This window comes from Shewanella sp. SR1 (assembly GCF_020447145.1).
Lineage (GTDB): Bacteria > Pseudomonadota > Gammaproteobacteria > Enterobacterales > Shewanellaceae > Shewanella > Shewanella baltica.
Genome location: NZ_JAJAEF010000015.1, coordinates 1 through 17,705, shown reverse-complemented (window position 1 = coordinate 17,705; position 17,705 = coordinate 1). Strand labels below are relative to the sequence as shown.

General features: G+C 47.5%; 17 protein-coding genes. 10 read left to right on the top strand and 7 right to left on the bottom strand.

What is annotated here, in order from left to right:
* The first annotated feature begins 266 nt into the window (after positions 1-266).
* The 5 genes from KV201_RS14420 (at position 267) to KV201_RS14400 (ending at position 5,314) form a co-directional block, all read left to right on the top strand.
* Positions 267-1,190 (top strand): pirin family protein, encoded by a 924-nt coding sequence (locus tag KV201_RS14420; protein ID WP_226059739.1) that lies wholly within the window; start codon positions 267-269, stop codon positions 1,188-1,190.
* 272 nt (positions 1,191-1,462) lie between these two features.
* Positions 1,463-2,509, top strand: a complete 1,047-nt coding sequence (locus KV201_RS14415; RefSeq protein ID WP_226059738.1) for an ATP-binding protein — start codon at positions 1,463-1,465, stop codon at positions 2,507-2,509.
* The gene (locus KV201_RS14410) at positions 2,510-3,199 is read left to right on the top strand and encodes a response regulator transcription factor (RefSeq protein WP_226059737.1); all 690 of its coding nucleotides are present in this window, start codon (positions 2,510-2,512) and stop codon (positions 3,197-3,199) included. It abuts the gene before it with no gap.
* Between the two features lie 50 nt (positions 3,200-3,249).
* On the top strand, positions 3,250-3,948 hold the full coding sequence (locus KV201_RS14405) for a TrkA family potassium uptake protein (protein WP_226059736.1): 699 nt from the start codon (positions 3,250-3,252) through the stop codon (positions 3,946-3,948).
* 1 nt (position 3,949) lies between these two features.
* Entirely contained in the window at positions 3,950-5,314 is a 1,365-nt protein-coding gene (locus KV201_RS14400; RefSeq protein WP_226059735.1) for a TrkH family potassium uptake protein, read from the top strand.
* Between the two features lie 61 nt (positions 5,315-5,375).
* Here KV201_RS14400 and KV201_RS14395 read toward each other — a convergent pair whose 3' ends face one another.
* Complete coding sequence (locus KV201_RS14395; protein WP_226059734.1) at positions 5,376-6,455, bottom strand: Fic family protein; 1,080 nt, start codon at positions 6,453-6,455, stop codon at positions 5,376-5,378.
* Positions 6,456-6,984: 529 nt separating this feature from the next.
* On the opposite strand from KV201_RS14395, the gene KV201_RS14390 reads away from it, so the two are divergent.
* A complete protein-coding gene (locus KV201_RS14390; protein ID WP_226059733.1) occupies positions 6,985-7,809 on the top strand; it encodes a DUF4393 domain-containing protein in 825 nt (274 codons plus the stop codon).
* Positions 7,810-8,096: 287 nt separating this feature from the next.
* Here the strand turns inward: KV201_RS14390 and KV201_RS14385 are convergent, their stop codons facing one another.
* The 4 genes from KV201_RS14385 to KV201_RS14370 form a co-directional block, all read right to left on the bottom strand.
* A complete protein-coding gene (locus KV201_RS14385) occupies positions 8,097-9,248 on the bottom strand; it encodes an NAD(P)/FAD-dependent oxidoreductase (RefSeq protein ID WP_226059732.1) in 1,152 nt (383 codons plus the stop codon).
* Positions 9,249-9,433: 185 nt separating this feature from the next.
* Positions 9,434-10,450 carry an NAD(P)H-dependent glycerol-3-phosphate dehydrogenase gene (gpsA, locus tag KV201_RS14380; RefSeq protein WP_006083776.1) on the bottom strand — a complete coding sequence of 339 codons (1,017 nt, stop codon included), beginning with the start codon at positions 10,448-10,450 and terminating at the stop codon, positions 9,434-9,436.
* A 4-nt stretch (positions 10,451-10,454) separates the two neighbouring features.
* Entirely contained in the window at positions 10,455-10,940 is a 486-nt protein-coding gene (gene secB, locus KV201_RS14375; protein ID WP_006083777.1) for a protein-export chaperone SecB, read from the bottom strand.
* A 295-nt stretch (positions 10,941-11,235) separates the two neighbouring features.
* On the bottom strand, positions 11,236-11,670 hold the full coding sequence (locus KV201_RS14370; protein WP_226059791.1) for a rhodanese-like domain-containing protein: 435 nt from the start codon (positions 11,668-11,670) through the stop codon (positions 11,236-11,238).
* A 267-nt stretch (positions 11,671-11,937) separates the two neighbouring features.
* Between KV201_RS14370 and gpmM the strand changes: the two genes are divergently transcribed.
* Genes gpmM through KV201_RS14350 form a run of 4 tightly spaced genes read left to right on the top strand, consistent with a single transcriptional unit; the run spans position 11,938 to position 16,632 of the window.
* Entirely contained in the window at positions 11,938-13,482 is a 1,545-nt protein-coding gene (gpmM, locus tag KV201_RS14365; protein ID WP_226059731.1) for a 2,3-bisphosphoglycerate-independent phosphoglycerate mutase, read from the top strand.
* Between the two features lie 10 nt (positions 13,483-13,492).
* The gene (locus KV201_RS14360; RefSeq protein WP_226059730.1) at positions 13,493-14,626 is read left to right on the top strand and encodes a murein hydrolase activator EnvC; all 1,134 of its coding nucleotides are present in this window, start codon (positions 13,493-13,495) and stop codon (positions 14,624-14,626) included.
* Between the two features lie 32 nt (positions 14,627-14,658).
* Complete coding sequence (locus tag KV201_RS14355) at positions 14,659-15,864, top strand: S41 family peptidase (RefSeq protein WP_226059729.1); 1,206 nt, start codon at positions 14,659-14,661, stop codon at positions 15,862-15,864.
* A 12-nt stretch (positions 15,865-15,876) separates the two neighbouring features.
* The gene (locus tag KV201_RS14350; RefSeq protein WP_226059728.1) at positions 15,877-16,632 is read left to right on the top strand and encodes a divergent polysaccharide deacetylase family protein; all 756 of its coding nucleotides are present in this window, start codon (positions 15,877-15,879) and stop codon (positions 16,630-16,632) included.
* On the opposite strand, the gene KV201_RS14345 is transcribed toward KV201_RS14350, so the two are convergent.
* Entirely contained in the window at positions 16,607-17,062 is a 456-nt protein-coding gene (locus KV201_RS14345) for an Rrf2 family transcriptional regulator (protein ID WP_226059727.1), read from the bottom strand. The genes KV201_RS14350 and KV201_RS14345 overlap by 26 nt on opposite strands.
* Before the next feature lie 22 nt (positions 17,063-17,084).
* Positions 17,085-17,339 (bottom strand): YkgJ family cysteine cluster protein, encoded by a 255-nt coding sequence (locus tag KV201_RS14340; protein ID WP_226059726.1) that lies wholly within the window; start codon positions 17,337-17,339, stop codon positions 17,085-17,087.
* Between the last annotated feature and the right edge of the window lie 366 nt (positions 17,340-17,705).

Below are 17,705 nucleotides of genomic sequence, written 5' to 3'. Positions count from 1 at the left end.
CAGGCTTGCTAAAGTAAAGGACAGCAAAAACTCCCATACACGCGGGCTCAGTCACAGATTCACGTTTGAATTGGGTTAACAGAGTTATCGAAGGGCGATTTTAACAGCTCAATTACCCAGCCATATGACAGCGTCTATTTGCAAAATCCACGGGAATACCCGAAGCTAAAACCTTCGGCTCGAATGCAAGATGGGATCTGAAACCAGTTCAGCATGCCAGACTAACACTAACTAAGTGTGTCCTCGCAAAGGAATAAGGAGCGAACATGAGTGAAGTTCAAGCACAGTTTTATGGTGGCCCTAAGGAATGCCCTATTGAAAATGGCCGCATTCAAGTTCAACGAATTTCCCCCAAAATCAGTGATGTCGGCGGCATTCCCGTCGCACGGGCGATCCCACAAAAAGAGCGGCGTCTTATCGGCCCTTGGTGTTTCCTCGACCATATTGGCCCAGTCACCGACGGCCCTGAGCTAAACGTTGGCCAGCATCCGCACATTGGGCTGCAAACTTTTACTTGGATGCTCGAAGGCGAAATCATGCACAAGGACAGTCTCGGCAGCGCCCAAGTGATCCGCCCTAAACAAGTTAACTTGATGACCGCCGGACACGGTATCGCCCACACCGAAGAATCCGTCGCAGGCCATAGCACTATGCACGCGGCGCAGCTGTGGATTGCCCTGCCGCTTGAGCATAAAGATACAGCGCCGAGATTCGATCACTATCCCGAACTCCCCAGTTGGCACGATGCGGGCGTTGATTTCACACTCCTAATCGGCAGTTGGCAGCATCAACAGGCGCCCACATTGCACTTCTCGCCGATTGTGGCGATGGATTTGTTTGCCGCCGAAAACACTGAGCTCACTCTGACTCTCGACCCGAGTTTTGAATATGCCCTCATGCCACTCGAAGGCTTTTTCCGTATCGATGACCAAAGCTTCAACAACAACGATCTCGCCTATCTGGGGATGTTACGCGAAAGCGTCACTGTCGAACTCGACGCGGGTTGCCGCATATTGCTAATCGGCGGCGCACCACTGGCCGACCCTGTCAGTATTTGGTGGAACTTTGTCGGCCACAGCAAAGACGAAATTGCTAAGGCCCAAGCCGATTGGGAAGCCCACTCGACACGTTTTGATACTGTGCCCGGCTATGACGGCAAGCGCTTAGTGCCACCGCCGATACCTTGGTGATCTTTAGGCAGATAAATCGATGGGCAAATACTTGATAGCTAGCCCATTAGCATCAATCCGATAACGGCCCACGCCTAGAATGGCTTACCCCATGAGTCTATGGGGGAAGCCTGATTATTAGCTCGCAGCTTGATATGAGTGCGCGAGAACAGCCCGAGCAAACTGCACGCTAAGCCACTCACAGGGCTATAAATTTTACGGATTTTTTACGCGCTATCTTAAAATGGCTTTGCTAGAGTACAGACACTTTATTTATATGCGTCTTTCTATCCATGACTTCATCCATAGCGGCTCCCATGACTCAATACTGGCGTTCGCACCCAACATTTTTTACCGGCATAGTGCTGGTGATAGCGATTTTTAGCAGTGCTTTTATCGATTATTTTGCAGGCTCCACCATAGCCGTGCTGCTGATCTTACAATTGGCCGTGGTTGCTGTGGCCCTACAATGCAACGCTAACTTTGCCTATTTTGCGGCTGTGTTTGAGGCGACCAGCTTTAATTTTCTGTTTACCACGCCGCGCTATTCGCTACAGATGTTCAATCTTGAGGACATTCTCAATCTAACTGTGTTTTTACTTGTCGCCCTGACCACCAGCAAATTGGCCGAACTTTATCGCCGCCAACAAGCAGCACTCGAACAGGCTCAGTTACGTAACAGCATCTTATTGTCGGTTTCCCATGACTTACGCACCCCGCTCTCAACCATCATAGGCACCCTGACGACCCTGAAGGAATACATGCCTAAGCTCAGTGCGTCGCAAAAGACTGAGCTGATTGATAGCGCGGCTGCCGAGAGCCATCGCCTGCATCAATATATCGAAAACCTGTTACAGGCCACTAAGTTACAACACGGCGCCCTCAAGTTCAGCCTGAGTGAAGACGCCATGATGAATGTTTTGCACCAAGCTATCGGCCGTTTTCCCGCCGCGCAGCCGCGAATTGTTATCGACAGCGAGGCTGAACTGCCGCCACTAATGATCAGCAGTTCTTTGATTGAACAGGCCATTTTTAATGTGCTGGATAATGCGCTGCGCTATTCGCCCTTAGATAAACCCGTCACAGTAAAAGCTTACCAACAAGGCGATATGCTGCGGTTAGATATTCAAGATGAGGGCGTAGGCATCACCTCCGCAGAAGCGCAGGCTATTTTTGAACTCTTTTATCGTCAGCATCCCTCAACTGATGGCGGCGCAGGCCTTGGGCTTGCCGTTGCTAAGGGCATTATTACCGCCCATGGCGGCCAGATCAGCGCCGAACCTGTGGCTAAGGGCAGCCTTATTCGTATCGCTTTGCCGATTAAAAAGGGAGAGCAATAAATGGCTTACAAGGTACTGGTTGTCGATGACGAAGCGCAAATTCATACTTTTATGCGGATATCGTTAGAAGCGGAAGGCTTTGAATATCATGGTGCCGCCTCGATTGCCTCTGCCCTCGCCCAATATCAAGCCCAGAAGCCACACGTGTTAGTGCTCGACCTTGGCTTACCCGACGGCGATGGCATCAGCTTGCTGCAAACCCTACGGCAGCATGACAAAGTGCCCGTGCTTATCTTAACCGCCCGCGATCAAGAGGAAGAGAAAATCCGCCTATTGGAAGCAGGCGCAAATGATTATCTCAGCAAGCCATTTGGGATCAGGGAGTTAATCGCGCGCATTAAGGTATTAGTCCGCGACTTAGTGGATGAACCCGCCTTGAGTGATGTGCTGCAGTTTGGCGCACTTAAGCTGCAAAAAAGTACCCACCAGCTTTGGCTCGACCAGCAAGAAATCGCCTTAACTAAAAAGGAATTCGCCCTGATTGAGACCTTAATGTCTCACCCCGGTCAGTTAGTGAAACAAACTGAATTACTGCGGGATATTTGGGGCGAAACCCATACCGATGACAGTCATTATCTGCGGATCTTGGTCAGTCAGTTACGCAAAAAGCTCAACGGCAGCACAGAGCAACAGCTGATCAAGACAGAAGCGGGACTCGGCTATCGCTTGACTGACATGAGTCAAAAATAACGTTTTTATCATCAACAACACTTTCAAAAAAATCGTAAAAGGATGTTTGTATGGCGCATTTTACCGTTATTGGCTTAGGGCGATTTGGCATCGCCGCCAGCCTTGAGCTAATCCACTTAGGTCACACAGTTACAGGCGTGGATAGCGACCCCAAAATGGTGGAGAAATACGTAGAAAGCCTCACCGAAGCGGTAATTTGCGACTGCTCAGACGAAACGGCGCTGCGGGAGTTAGACCTTGCCAGCAGTGAAGTGGTGTTAGTCGCCATCGGCGAAGACATGCAATCTAGCTTGCTGTGCACCTTGGCACTCAAGAATCTGGGCGTGAAGGTGATTTGGGTCAAGGCCAGCACTAAGGCGCACCACACGATAGTGTCTAAACTCGGCGTTGCCCGCATCATACATCCAGAGGAAGAAATGGGCATTCGCGTCGCCCAGTCGCTCAATTATCCTATGGTGAGTAATTTCTTACCGATCGGCGATGGTATGTATGTGGTTGAAATCCATATTAAAGCGCATTTAGATCAAACCGTACTTTCTAAGTTGCTGGGCTCGGCACTCGACGACAAGGATGCAACCTTAACCAATGTGGAGCGTAATCCCAAGGGCAAAGTCGCGGCCATTATGGTGAAGCGGGATCTGACGGTGATCAGTAAGCTGGATAGCAGTTTTGTGCTGCAAACCAACGATGCTTTGCTGCTATGTGGCAGCCGCACCGAGTTACAATATCTCGCACCAAGGTTGGTGTAAGGTGGTTCAATGGCATCCCTCAGTCACGGCAATTGAGCACAAAGCGAATCCCGGTAAAAAGCTTATTGGTGCGCCGCCTTTTATCCTCAGCGTCAGCTTTGCACTGCTGATCATCCTAGGCACTTGCTTACTCAAACTGCCGATAGCGACCGAATCTTCTATTACTTGGCTGCAAAGCCTGTTCACTGCAACGTCAGCGGTTACTGTAACTGGGTTGGTTGTTGTCGATACTGGCACGGTTTTTACGCCCTTTGGCCAAATTGTCATTGCGCTGCTAATCCAATGCGGCGGGCTGGGGCTGATGACTTTTGCGATTGTCACCCTTATCGCCCTTGGCGGTAAGATTGGCTTTCTACAGCAAACCGTCGCAAAAGAGGCGTTTAATCAAACCGATACATCGACATTAGTCTCGACCGCCAAAGCCGTATTTGTGTTTTCGCTACTGGTTGAAGCCGTAGGCATGCTGATTTTATCAGTGCATTGGAGCCATGAACTCGGCTGGCAAACCAGCTTATTCCACGGTTTTTTCTATACGATTAGCGCCTTTAATAACGCAGGTTTTGCCCTCAGTGCCGACAGCCTAATGCCCTATGTGGCCGATCCCGTGATCAACCTAACTATCACAGGTTTGTTTATCATTGGTGGTTTAGGATTTTCGGTGTGGATAGATCTGCGTAGGAACAAACGTTGGTCAAAACTCAGCGTTTACAGCCGCATGATGATCACCGGCACTATTGTCATCAACGCGGTCGCCGTGATTGCGATTTACTTTATTGAGTACAACAACCCCAACACCTTGGCGCCCTTAAGCGAACTCGGCAAATGGTTAGCCTCATGGTTTCAAGCCGTTACACCACGCACCGCAGGTTTTAATACCCTAGCGATTGACCAACTCGAAGACGCCAGTACCTTGCTCATACTCGTGCTGATGTTTATCGGCGGCGGCTCATTAAGTACCGCCAGCGGCATTAAAGTCGTTACATTTATGGTGCTGATTTTGGCCACTTATGGTTATTTACGTCGCGATGAAGCCATCTATGTGTTTAAACGGGAAATCCCCAAAGACACCGTCAGCAAAGCCTTAGCACTGACCATTATCTCTCTGGTCGTATCTTGGCTGGCCATTTTCATATTGGTATTAAGCGAGAAAGCGCCGTTAATCGATATCGTCTTCGAGGCCATATCCGCACTGGGCACTGTCGGTTTGTCCCGAGGTTTAACAGGTAACTTAACCACTCTAGGCCAAGCCATCATCATCTTTATGATGTTCATGGGTCGCCTCGGCCCACTCATGCTCGCCTATTTCCTCGCGAATCCAAGAGTGAAAAAACTTCGCTACGCAGAAACCAAACTGGCGATTGGTTAAATTAATTAGTTGGAAGGCAGGCACTGAAAAATAGTCAGTGCTGCTATTGGTTCAACTCAGCTTAGCTGTGGGCGATCAACAACTGGCACAGCGGGGCGTTAATGTAATAATTAGCGCGCCCCACTTTTTGTTTCGTTAAAAAACCGCACTCGACCAGTTGCTCTAAATATTTAGTGGCAGTAATACGCGTCACCCCTAATTCTTCGACTAAAAAGTCAATTTTGGTATAGGGATGATTAAACAAATTGTTGAGTAAATCTTGGCTATAGATTTTGGGCAGCTGTTCACGGATACCTTGTTTGACGTTAGTCATGAGCGTTTTCATTTCGGTGATCAGTGAAATGGTATTTTGCGCAGTGCCAATAATGCCATCAAGCATAAACAGCAGCCACGGCTCCCAGTTACCTGTATCTCTTACCGCTTGCAAGTTTGCGTAATAGTCAGCCTTATGCTGAATAATAAAACGGCTTAAATACAATACTGGTAAGTTAAGTAAATCTTTAATGACCAAATACAGAATATTCAATATCCGCCCCGTTCGACCATTACCGTCATAGAAGGGGTGAATACTTTCAAATTGATGATGAATAATGGCCATTTTTACTAACGGATCGGCATCACACTGGTCGTCATTGTTTATAAACAGAATAAGATTGCCCATGAGCTCAGCAATGTCATCAGCATGCTGTGGCGGTATATAAATAACTTCACCCGTTCGAGCATTCTTAAGATCAGTGCCCGGTAACTTGCGCAGCCCTGCGTTGTTGTGCTCTAGATTTTGTTGTATCGAAAGAATATCGCTGAGACGAATTACTTTGTTTTGCCGTGCAATATGAAACCCTTGCTTTAAAGCAAAGGCATAATCTTGGACTTCTTTGGTGGAAGGGTTAGTAATGGCCTCTTCAAATAAATTGGCCTTATAAAGCTCATCGTGCGTAGTGACGATATTCTCAACCTCTGAACTGTCTTTTGCCTCTTGTAGTGCCAACGTATTGATTAAAATAGCTTCGTTTGGAATGCTGGCAGCGACACCTTTAAGTTCTGCCAAATAGCGATGCGCTTCGGCGGTTTTTTTTAGCACCGAACGAGTTTCCCACAGCTCAATGTTGGGAAGAGGAAGCAAGGCAAGCGAGTCTAACATAGATAAATTTCACTCTTTTTTATACTGAAGAGATTCAATATGTATAGTTTTACTCAAAAATTATACATGATAGAGAAAACATGTATAGTTTTTCAAGTTTTATATACATTACACCTAACTCGTTCAACTCAATGACAAGAATGTCAAATAACGACTAACTCTTCAAAATCAGTAACTTTTCGCAGGGCTATCGCAATTAAATCACTGTACCTTCTTAATTTATGACGATAAAAGCTTAATCTAAGCCGAATGAGCTAATTATCACTTAAATACATCAATTTTTAAGGAAATAACTCGATTTAGTGCTTGATCTGCTATACAGCTGCTTTTAATGACTATCGTTAAAGCAACTTCCATCATTGTTGCTTGAAGGCAAACCGAAAGCGCATTATGTTATTGCTTTATTTTGGATGTCTGGATTTGTGCTCATGCGCATTTTTACTGGTCTAATGAGGAAAACAGCGCTGCTCTAAATACTAAGACGTTAGATCCTTCTGCCCATCTCAGCCTGATATTTCACGGAGAAACGATGACAACCGATGACGCAATCAAAACCGCACGCGATGGAGTAGCTTTGGTAAGCGAAATATTGAAGGCTGCTGGGGACAACCCAAATGTAAAAGAAGCTGGACAGCATCTCGGGCAAACGGCACTGACCATCACTAAGACGATAAACAATGCCCTGTTACCTCTTGCCGCCGTCAATTTCGCCTTCGACAAAGCGAGAGCCTATTTCTCAGAAAGTTTTCAGCAAGATATTTCTGCAAAAACCTCGACAATTCCTCCTGAACAGATTGTAGAACCAAAAGCCTCAATTGCAGGCCCAGCACTCCAAGGACTCGCTTTTACCCATGAAGAACCCAACCTCAAAGACATGTATCTTAATCTCCTCGCGACAGCTATGGATGCTCGTGTAGCAGCCGACGCACATCCTGCTTTCGTTGAGATTATCCGTCAACTTAGCTCTGAAGATGCACAACTAATACGTGGCTCACTTCAATCCTCGGTCCCCATAGCAATAGTCGAAGTCAGACTCACTACAGTCGGTCAAAAGGGCTACAGTATTCTAGTCCGCCACTTGCTGAATCTATCCAGCAGCACAACAAAAGATCCTGTGGAAATTCCCGCTCTTCCAGCTATGGTGGACAACTGGGTCCGGCTAGGGCTTGTCAATGTTAACTACACTACAGAGTTAATGGATGTCGCTGCATATAAATGGGCAGACCAACGACCTGAAGTCATGCGGCTTCGTCAAACTTACGAGAAAGAGACGCAGAAGCTCACTATCACTCATGGCATATTGGAGCGCACAGCGTTTGGCACTCAATTTGCTCGAGCAGTTTCACTTGTTTAATTTACGCCCCATCGGTCTACCCATCAGATGCTGCGCGATAAGGCCGCGCGGCGCTGGTGAATTAAAATGTTAGTCCCATACAAATATTAATGCGAGGCTCACGAATTAGAGCTAAGCGCCTAACTCATTGTTGCCCCATACTAAGTTAGCGATTTTAAGTTAACGAGTGAAACCTTAATCCACTGGCTCATACAAAATGACCCCCTATATTTTTATTTTAATAAATAGCGCATTAACGATTGTGGGTATCTACACTAAACCGCTTGTCCTGCGGCGACGCCGGATGCTCAGGCCCATTGAAAATTAAACCCGCCTAACCAACCACTTACGTCCATGACTTCACCGATAAAGTAGAGTCCTGCGACTTTGCTGGCTTCCATGGTTTTGGATGACAGCTCATTACTATCAATACCACCTAAGGTCACTTCTGCGGTGCGGTAGCCTTCAGTGCCGTTCATCAATATTGTCCAGCGGTGTATATCATCCACAAGTTTTGCGCGCTCGGCGTGCACTAGCTGATTTAAGGCTTTATTCAACAGAGCTTCATCAAATAGCACTTCGACCAAACGTTTAGGCAACCATTGGCAGAGGGTGTTGCGCAGGCTTTGCTTAGGATGGGCAGTGAGCTGCTGCTCTAGCAATTGCGCCAAATCCATATTGGGCAAGAGATCGATTTCTATGGTTTCGCCCGCTTTCCAATAGTTAGAAATCTGTAAAATAGCAGGGCCAGATAAGCCACGGTGAGTGAATAGCAGCGCTTCGCTAAATGCAGCGCCATCTTTGGCGGTAATGCGGCTCGGCACGGCTATGCCCGACAAAGGTTCGAAACGAATTTTATCTTCACTGTGCCATGTAAAAGGCACCAGACCTGCGTGAGTGGGTAATACTTTGAGACCAAACTGCTCGGCCAGTTGATAACCGTAAGGCGTGGCGCCGAGTTTAGGCATGGATAAACCGCCCGTGGCGATAACCAGTGAGTCGCAGCTCAGTTCGCCGTTAGAAGTATTGAGCTCAAAGCGCCCTGCCTCGGTCTTTTTAACGGCCAGAATATCGGTGCGCAGCTTAATGGTCACGCCCGCCCATTCACACTCGGTCAGTAGCATAGTGACTATTTCTTTAGCCGAGTCATTGCAAAACAGTTGGCCGTGATCGCGCTCGTGGTATTCAATGCCGTGGCGCTCGACCAGTTCAATAAACTGCTGCGACGGATAACGCGCGAGTGCCGACTTAACAAAGTGGGGATTACCACAGAGGAAGTTAGCGGGCTCGACTTTAAGGTTGGTGAAGTTACAACGCCCGCCGCCGCTGATGAGGATTTTACGCCCAGCTTGCTTGGCATTGTCGAGTACGAGTACATCACGGCCTCGGTAACCTGCAGTCGCTGCACACATCAATCCCGCGGCGCCGGCTCCGATAATAATGACATCATGATGTTTCACGCTCTTACTCCACACAGATAAATTGATTGGTATTGGCTGCCAACAGGCAGTTTGCGGACTCGCGAACCTTTAGCAGGCAAGTCAGCAACCGCTAAACGGAGCAAAGATAAGCTCAAACGTTAGGCACAAAAAAGGGCGCTATTTTAGCACCCTTTCCTTTATTCAGCATCATCACGGCTCGCGGTTTATTGCGCGGGCGTTTCTGATTTCTTTTCTCTGCTGAGCAATTCTTTCGCAGCATCGACGGGCGATTTACCTTGGTACAAGACTTGGTAAATCTGCTCGGTGATTGGCATTTCAACCCCAAGGCGTTTCGCAAGCGTAAACACTTCCTTGGTATTGCGATAACCTTCAACCACTTGGCCGATTTCAGCCTGTGCTGTCATCACATCACAGCCTTTACCTAAGGCTAAACCGAAACGACGGTTACGGGATTGGTTGTCGGTACAGGTCAACACTAAGTCGCCTAACCCCGCCATGCCCATAAAAGTGGCCGCATTAGCACCTAAGGCTTCGCCTAAACGAGTTAACTCAACTAAACCACGGGTAATCAAGGCTGTTCTGGCATTGGCGCCAAAGCCGATACCGTCGGACATGCCCGCACCTATCGCGATCACGTTCTTTACCGCGCCGCCAAGTTGCAGTCCGGTAAAGTCGTCGTTGGCGTAAACCCGCAAACGTTTAGGGCTGTGTAACAGCTCGACGAGATCGTTGGTGAACGTAGGACAAGTCCCCGCGACCGAAATGGCCGTAGGTAAACCCATGGCTAATTCTTTCGCGAAGGTCGGCCCAGATAACACCGCCAGCGGATATTGCTCACCTAACACATCACGGGCCACATCTTGCAGCAAACGTCCGGTTTCAGGCTCGAGCCCTTTCGTTGCCCATACGATGCGCGCATCGCTACGGAGTAACGGTTTAGCTTGCTCAAGCACAGTTCCAAACACATGGCTTGGCACTACCACTAACACATTGTTACTGGCAGCTAAGGCTTTGGCTAAATCGGCTTCGATCTGTAAACAATCAGGAAACGCAATACCAGGCAAAAATGCTTGGTTGCACTTGTCTTGAGCGAGCGTTTGCATGTGGACAGGATCGTGTCCCCATAACAAGGTCTTATGACCGTTGCTGGCTAAAGAAATGGCAAGGGCGGTGCCATAAGAGCCCGCCCCTAATACCGTGATATCGGCAGAGTTTTTCATGTAATTAAGCGTTAGCTTCTTCGGCAGCTGGTGCAGTCGCAGCAGCTTGACGTTGTTGCACGTATTGGGCAAACAGCGCGTCGAAGTTAACTGGTGCTAGGTTCAGTTGTGGGAAAGTACCACGACCGACTAAGCTGCCCACGGTTTCGCGAGCATATGGGAATAGGATGTTAGGGCAGTATGCACCTAATGAATGGGCCAGTTGTGGCTCAGTCAGACCAGTGATAGAGAAGATACCAGCTTGTTGTACTTCACATAGGAAAGCGGTATCGCCACCGTTTTGTGCAGTCACAGTTAAAGACAGGACAACTTCATACACATCGTCAGCTAATTTAGCGCTGCGCGTGTCTAAATCTAACTTAACTTCTGGGTTCCATTCTTTTTGGAATACAGCTGGGCTGTTAGGCGTTTCGAAAGACACATCTTTAGTGTAAACACGTTGGATGTTGAATTGTGGGGCTTGTTGTTCGTTGTTTGCTACTTCAGCCATAATTTCCTACCTATCCTATCAATGTTGTATCGGCTTTTCGTTGAAAGCCAATTATTATTTGAAAGCCAATTCATCTTTGAACGTAAATTGGCTCGGGGCTTATGTTACTCAAGGCCTGTATCAGATCTCGGTATCATCCCAACTTGCACCCATATTCGGGTATAGATCGAACCAGTCTAAAAACTTACATTAAGCCCTTAGCGACCGCAGGATCAGTATGCCAAACAATGATGACTGTATTGCTGCACTGCCTAAAGGATAGGGTGCAGCTTAAATCATAACTGCCGCCGACAACTTATCTTTTGCTTTTTGAAACAGGCATATTTGCTGCCTGCCATTCACCCATACCACCTTTCAAGTTATACAGGTTTTCGAAACCTTGTTGACCTAAAAGCTGAGCGGCTTGAGACGAGGTCATGCCAGCATTGCATACCAATATAATGGGACTGGCTTTAAACTTTTCAAGGGCAGATATCTGATTATTTTTAATATCTGCTAGCGTAACGTTAATTGCATCAACAATATGCCCCTTGCGGAACTCGTCATTAGAGCGCACATCAACGACTTTAGCGTCCTGTCTGTTCACCATAATTGTCAGTTCTTGGTGAGAAATACTTTTGATTTTTGACATGCTCGATTTGATGATACTCGCGACAAGCACAACAAATAATCCCACCCAGGCCAGACTTAACATTGAGTGAGCTTTAAAAAATTCGATATATTCTTGCATGATGATTGCCCGCATAAATGGCGAAAATTCGATAAGGGCACAGAGTATACCGATTGCCTTGGCAGATTGCAGCAGTTTAGTCACAGTTCGAGATCGCACTTTTAGCGCAATTGCCTAGGTGCTTGTTACAAGCCAGCCACAGAATCGGACGAATTAGTGATTCGATGACCTTAATCGGGGTAAAGCGCTTTTTCATACCCCGCTAACGTAGTAATATTTGACCAATTTCAGATTTCTATCGCTTCTATAAAACTTAAAGGTATCACTATGACGACAGCTAAACGTCCGCTCGCGTTGTTGATCCTCGATGGCTGGGGCTACCGTGAAAACACGCATAACAATGCGATTTTCCACGCCAATACTCCGGTACTCGACCGTCTCAACGCTCAATATCCCCATAGTTTGATTTCAGGTTCTGGCTTAGATGTAGGCTTACCTGATGGCCAGATGGGAAATTCTGAAGTTGGCCACATTAACTTAGGCTCTGGCCGTGTGGTGTATCAAGAACTCACTCGCATCAGTAAAGCCATTTCAGATCATGAGTTTGAACAAAATCCAGCCCTGTGTGATGCGGTTGACTCGGCCATTAAAGCCGGCGGCGCAGTGCACATTATGGGTCTGCTTTCTGCCGGTGGTGTTCACAGCCATGAAGAGCATATCGAAGCGATGTGCCGTATGGCCGTTGCCCGTGGCGCAACTAAGGTTTACTTGCACGCTTTCCTCGACGGCCGCGATACACCACCGCGCAGCGCTAAGAGCAGCTTGAGTCATTTTGATGATCTGTTTACTACATTAGGCCATGGCCGTATCGCCTCGATGATTGGTCGTTACTTTGCAATGGACAGGGATAATCGTTGGGATCGCGTCTCGCAAGCCTACGATTTAATCACCCAAGGCAAGTCAAAATTCCAATACGACAATGCGGTTACTGCATTAGAAGCGGCTTACGAGCGTAACGAGAACGACGAGTTCGTCTCTTCATCGGCGATTACTGATGCAGACGGCCAAGTTGCCACCTTGCAAGATGGCGATGCACTGATATTTATGAATTTCCGTGCCGACCGTGCCCGCCAAATCACCCGTAGCTTTATCAACCCAGACTTCGATGGTTTCGAACGCGCTGTGGTGCCGAAAATGCACTTTGTCACTCTGACTGAGTACGCCGGCGACATCAAAGCACCTATCGCGTATCCATCTGAAAACTTGGTGAATACCTTAGGTGAAGTGCTGCAGAAACAAGGTCGCACTCAACTGCGTATCTCTGAAACTGAGAAATATGCCCATGTGACTTTCTTCTTCAACGGCGGCAAAGAAGAGCCATTCGAAGGTGAAGATCGCATCCTAATCAACTCACCTAAAGTGGCGACTTACGATCTACAGCCTGAGATGAGTTCAGCCGAGCTGACCGACAAGTTAGTGGCGGCAATTGAATCGACCAAGTACGACGTGATCATCTGTAACTATCCGAATGGCGACATGGTTGGCCACACGGGTAATTTCGATGCCGCCGTTAAAGCCTGTGAAGCGGTTGACGCTTGTATCGGCCGTGTAGTGGATGCGCTGGCGAAAGTGGGTGGTGAGTGCATTATTACCGCCGACCACGGCAACGCCGAGCAAATGACGGACGAAACTACAGGTCAGGCGCACACAGCCCACACCAGTGAACTGGTACCTTTCGTCTTTGTGGGCCGCAATGCGACCATAGATGAAGGTGGTAAACTCAGCGATGTCGCACCGACTATCTTGACCTTGATTGGCGAAGCCATTCCAGCAGAGATGACGGGCAAGCCCTTAATCCACATTAAAGAGTAACCGTTACCTAGTGAGCACTCGACTCCTTGTTAAAGCCAGCATTATTGCTGGCTTTATGATGTTATCTTTCTCGGCCAACGCTTCTGATTTGGAGAAGCGTCAGTCCGAGTTGAAATCAATCCAATCGCAAATAAATCAACAACAAAGCGCGTTAAAAAACACCAGTAAACAAAGAGAAAAATTGCTGTCATTGCTGCGTAGCGATGAAGAAGCGATTGCGTCAGCGGCCAAAAAAGTCAACAGCACCAAAAATAGCTTAGCGCAAATCGATACTAAGCTGACCGAGCTGAAACAACGTCAAGATGTGTTAGAAACGCTTAAAGTGAGTCAGCAACAAACACTGTCAAAACAGCTGTCGAGCGCCTATCTTGCCGGTAATCACGATTACACTAAGATGATGCTCAATCAGCAAAGTCCTGCGACTATCGAGCGTATGTTGGCCTATTACCAATACCTCAATAAAGCGCGGATGAAGTCGATCAACGAATTAAAGCAAACCTTGACCGAGCTAGATGAGATCAAGGTGTCGCAAACGAGTAAGCAAAAGCAATTAACCAAACTCGTGGCCGAACAACAGGTCCAAGCCAAACGTTTGAGCCAAGAGCAAGATCAGCGTCAACTGACCATCAAAGAGCTACAGCGCACCTTAAATTCTAAGGGCGCTGAGCTGGAGCAATTGCAAATTGAAGAGGCCAGCTTAAAGCGCGTGGTCGAACAAGCGCTGCGAGCCATGAAAGACAATCCTTCGATGGAAGGTTTTGGTAAACAAAGTGGCAAACTCAAATGGCCGACGAAAGGTCGCGTCAGTGCCAGCTTTGGCAGCCAACGTTCCGGCCAAGTGGTGTGGAAAGGCACTATGTTATCCGCACCAGAAGGGCAAAATATTCGAGCCGTTTCAGGTGGTAAGGTTATTTATGCCGACTGGTTACGCGGTTTTGGTTTAGTGATGGTTATCGATCATGGCAAAGGTTATATGAGCCTTTACGGCCATGCTCAAACCCTATTAAAAAGCCCTGGCGACATGGTAAAAAGCGGCGAAGCGATAGCTTTAGTCGGACGTTCGGGTGGACAGAGCGAGGCTGGCCTATACTTTGAAATAAGGCACAAGGGGCAAGCCGTCGATCCAGCGAAATACTGTCGCTAATCATAACGGTCCCCTCATCACAGGGGACGGCTATGAAACACATGATCCGCTATATCAGTTGCGTTGGATTAGGCCTGACTTTGGGCCTATCCATCAGCCTCTCTAGTCAAGAGAACGCTAAGTCCTATCGCAGTGATTTTGACTATCCGTTACTGCAAGATGTGCTTGAAACCGTTGAAACTTATTACGTAAAAACCGTTTCAAAAGAAGAGTTAGTGCAAGCGGCAATCAAAGGTATTTTTGAGCATTTAGATCCCTATTCTAGCTTTTTGAATCACCAAGAATTACTCGATCTCAAAGACTCCAATCGCGGCGAATATTTTGGTTTCGGCTTCGAAGTCGCAACCCAAAATGACCACATCAACATCATCGCCCCCTTCGCCCATTCCCCCGCAGAACAAGCGGGAATACGCGCAGGCGACATTATTGTTAAGTTCAACGACACACTGGCGACCGAGACTAACCTCGCCAATATCCTTGCCGAGATAAAAAAACATAGCCTCACCAATCAAAGCATTAAGTTAGTGCTTAAGCACAGCAATGACGATGCGACCTTCGAAGTGTCACTCAAGCCGAGCACTATCACTATCAAATCTGTCACCACTCAACTGCTTGATGGCAATATTGGTTATGTCAGATTAAGTAGCTTCCAAGAAAACTCGACCGAAGATATGGTGCGCTCACTCAGCCAATGGCAAAACAAACCGCTCGCCGGGCTCATCTTAGATTTACGTAATAATCCCGGCGGCCTGCTCGACCAAGCCGTTAAAATTGCTGACCTATTCCTCGCCAAGGGCCGAATAGTCTCAACCTCTGGCCGCTTCTTCGATGCCAACTCTGACTACTATGCCTCACCACAAACCATGCTGACTAACGTGCCCATGCTAGTGTTGATCAACAAAGGCTCGGCCTCTGCATCCGAAGTGCTCGCCGCCGCATTGCAGGAAAATGGTCGGGCTAAGCTCTTAGGTGAGACCAGTTTCGGTAAAGGCACAGTCCAAAGCCTGATCCCCATCTTAGAAGATGGTAACGCGATAAAACTCACCATTGCTCAGTACAATACCCCCAGAGGTGAAAACATTCACAACATAGGAATCGTCCCAGACATAAAAATTGCCGCAGAAACTGGTTCCGGCGCGGGTAATTTGGCTATAATCGACGCCCTATCCGCCCATGCATCTCTGGCCCAAGATCATCAAGTGACCTCAGCCATTGCATGGATACAGCATCATGACTAATAAGAAGAAACTGTGCGCTTACTTTATTCCTTGGCCCTATTGGCCCTAAGCATTTCTCAAAGTCATGCTGCTCAGATTGCCCTCATTATTGATGACATAGGTTATCGTCATACCGATCAAGCCGTGCTGGCACTGCCCAGCACAGTGACACTCTCAGTGTTGCCTCATACACCTCTTGGCAAAGAACTCGCCAATGCTGGCCATAAAAAGGGCCACGAAATCATGCTGCATCTGCCTATGCAAGCGCTTAATGGTAAGGCGTTAGGGCTCGGTGGATTGACCAATACTATGACTGAGGCACAAATTCGTGCCAGTGTTATCGATGCGATTAACAGCGTTCCTTTTGCTAAAGGTGCCAATAACCACATGGGGAGCTTACTGACTCAACTCGATGATCCTATGCTGTGGGTGATGGAAACCCTCAAACAAAAGCATCTGTATTTTATCGATAGTATGACAACAAGGTTCACTAAGGCGGGAGAGACAGCGGATCAGTTAGGCGTGCCGTTATTAAAACGCCAACTGTTTCTAGACAATGATATCAGTGCTAAAGCACTCGAAAGACAATTTAGCTTAATGATAAGTCAGGCACATACTCAAGGTAACCTAGTGGCGATTGCCCATCCTTATCCAGAAACAATGCGCTTCTTAAAGGCCAATCTACAAAGACTAAAAACCGAGGGGATTGATCTAGTACCTGCATCAAGCTTGCTCCCCATCGGCATTGCACACAAAAATGGAACTAATCCAGCTGTAACACTGAGATAGACATGTCAGGCAGCAAGGCAAGTAACTCATCACGATTACTCACAATGTCCAGTAGGGTATATTGATCAAGCACATTCAAATAGGCTTCAACTGCTTGTGCTAACACGCCTTTCAACTTACAGGCAGGCGTGAATCGGCAGTAAGGTTTGCTGCAATCAATCGGCGCCAACGAGTTTTCTAACACCCGAACTAACTGACCTAAGTTAATCTCACTCGCAGGCTTACCCAAACGGAAACCGCCCATCTTACCGCGAATGGTTTCGAGGTAACCCATCTTGCCTAAATGATGCACTATCTTAGAGACATGATTTGGAGACAGATTAAATACCTGAGTAATTTCAGCAATTCTAAATAAAGTGGTTCTGTCTGGCTGAACCGCCAAATACATCAAGGTTCGAACGCCAAAATCGGTATAACGAGTTAACTGCATATTTCACCTGTCAGCGATAAACTTAATGAGAGGTTTGAGCTTCGAGTTGGGTAATCAACCAAAGCGCCTCTTCGTTCGAATGACCGCATACATCTTCCGATGCATCGAAATCACTACAAACCGCGGGACGATCGGACGAGCCGAAGATCAAACATAAATTGGCATCACTCAGCTGCACACAACGCTCACCCGCAGCCTTACCATTTGGCATACCAGGAATACAGCTGCTAATTGAAGGCGCAATACAGCAAGCACCACACCCAAGACGACAATTCATTTTCGTTACTCATGAAAGACATAAGGCATTATACCGTTTAATTTGTCCGAGATCAGTGTCACAGGTCAATACTGCCAAGTCGCGCACAAGCGCCATTCTGTGCGAGAAAGACATAATATGAAATAAGTGGGACAAACTTAGACAAAAGTAGGCTGAGATTTAAATTTTACGCCGACGAATGTGAGGTAGCGATGCCGAACTGGGCTGTTAAGCAGGGATGCTGTTCCGCGACGATTGAAATAGATAAATTCCAGATACGAAAAAGCCCTAACATTGCTGTTAGGGCTTATCGAAATGTTGGCGGAGCGGACGGGACTCGAACCCGCGACCCCCGGCGTGACAGGCCGGTATTCTAACCAACTGAAC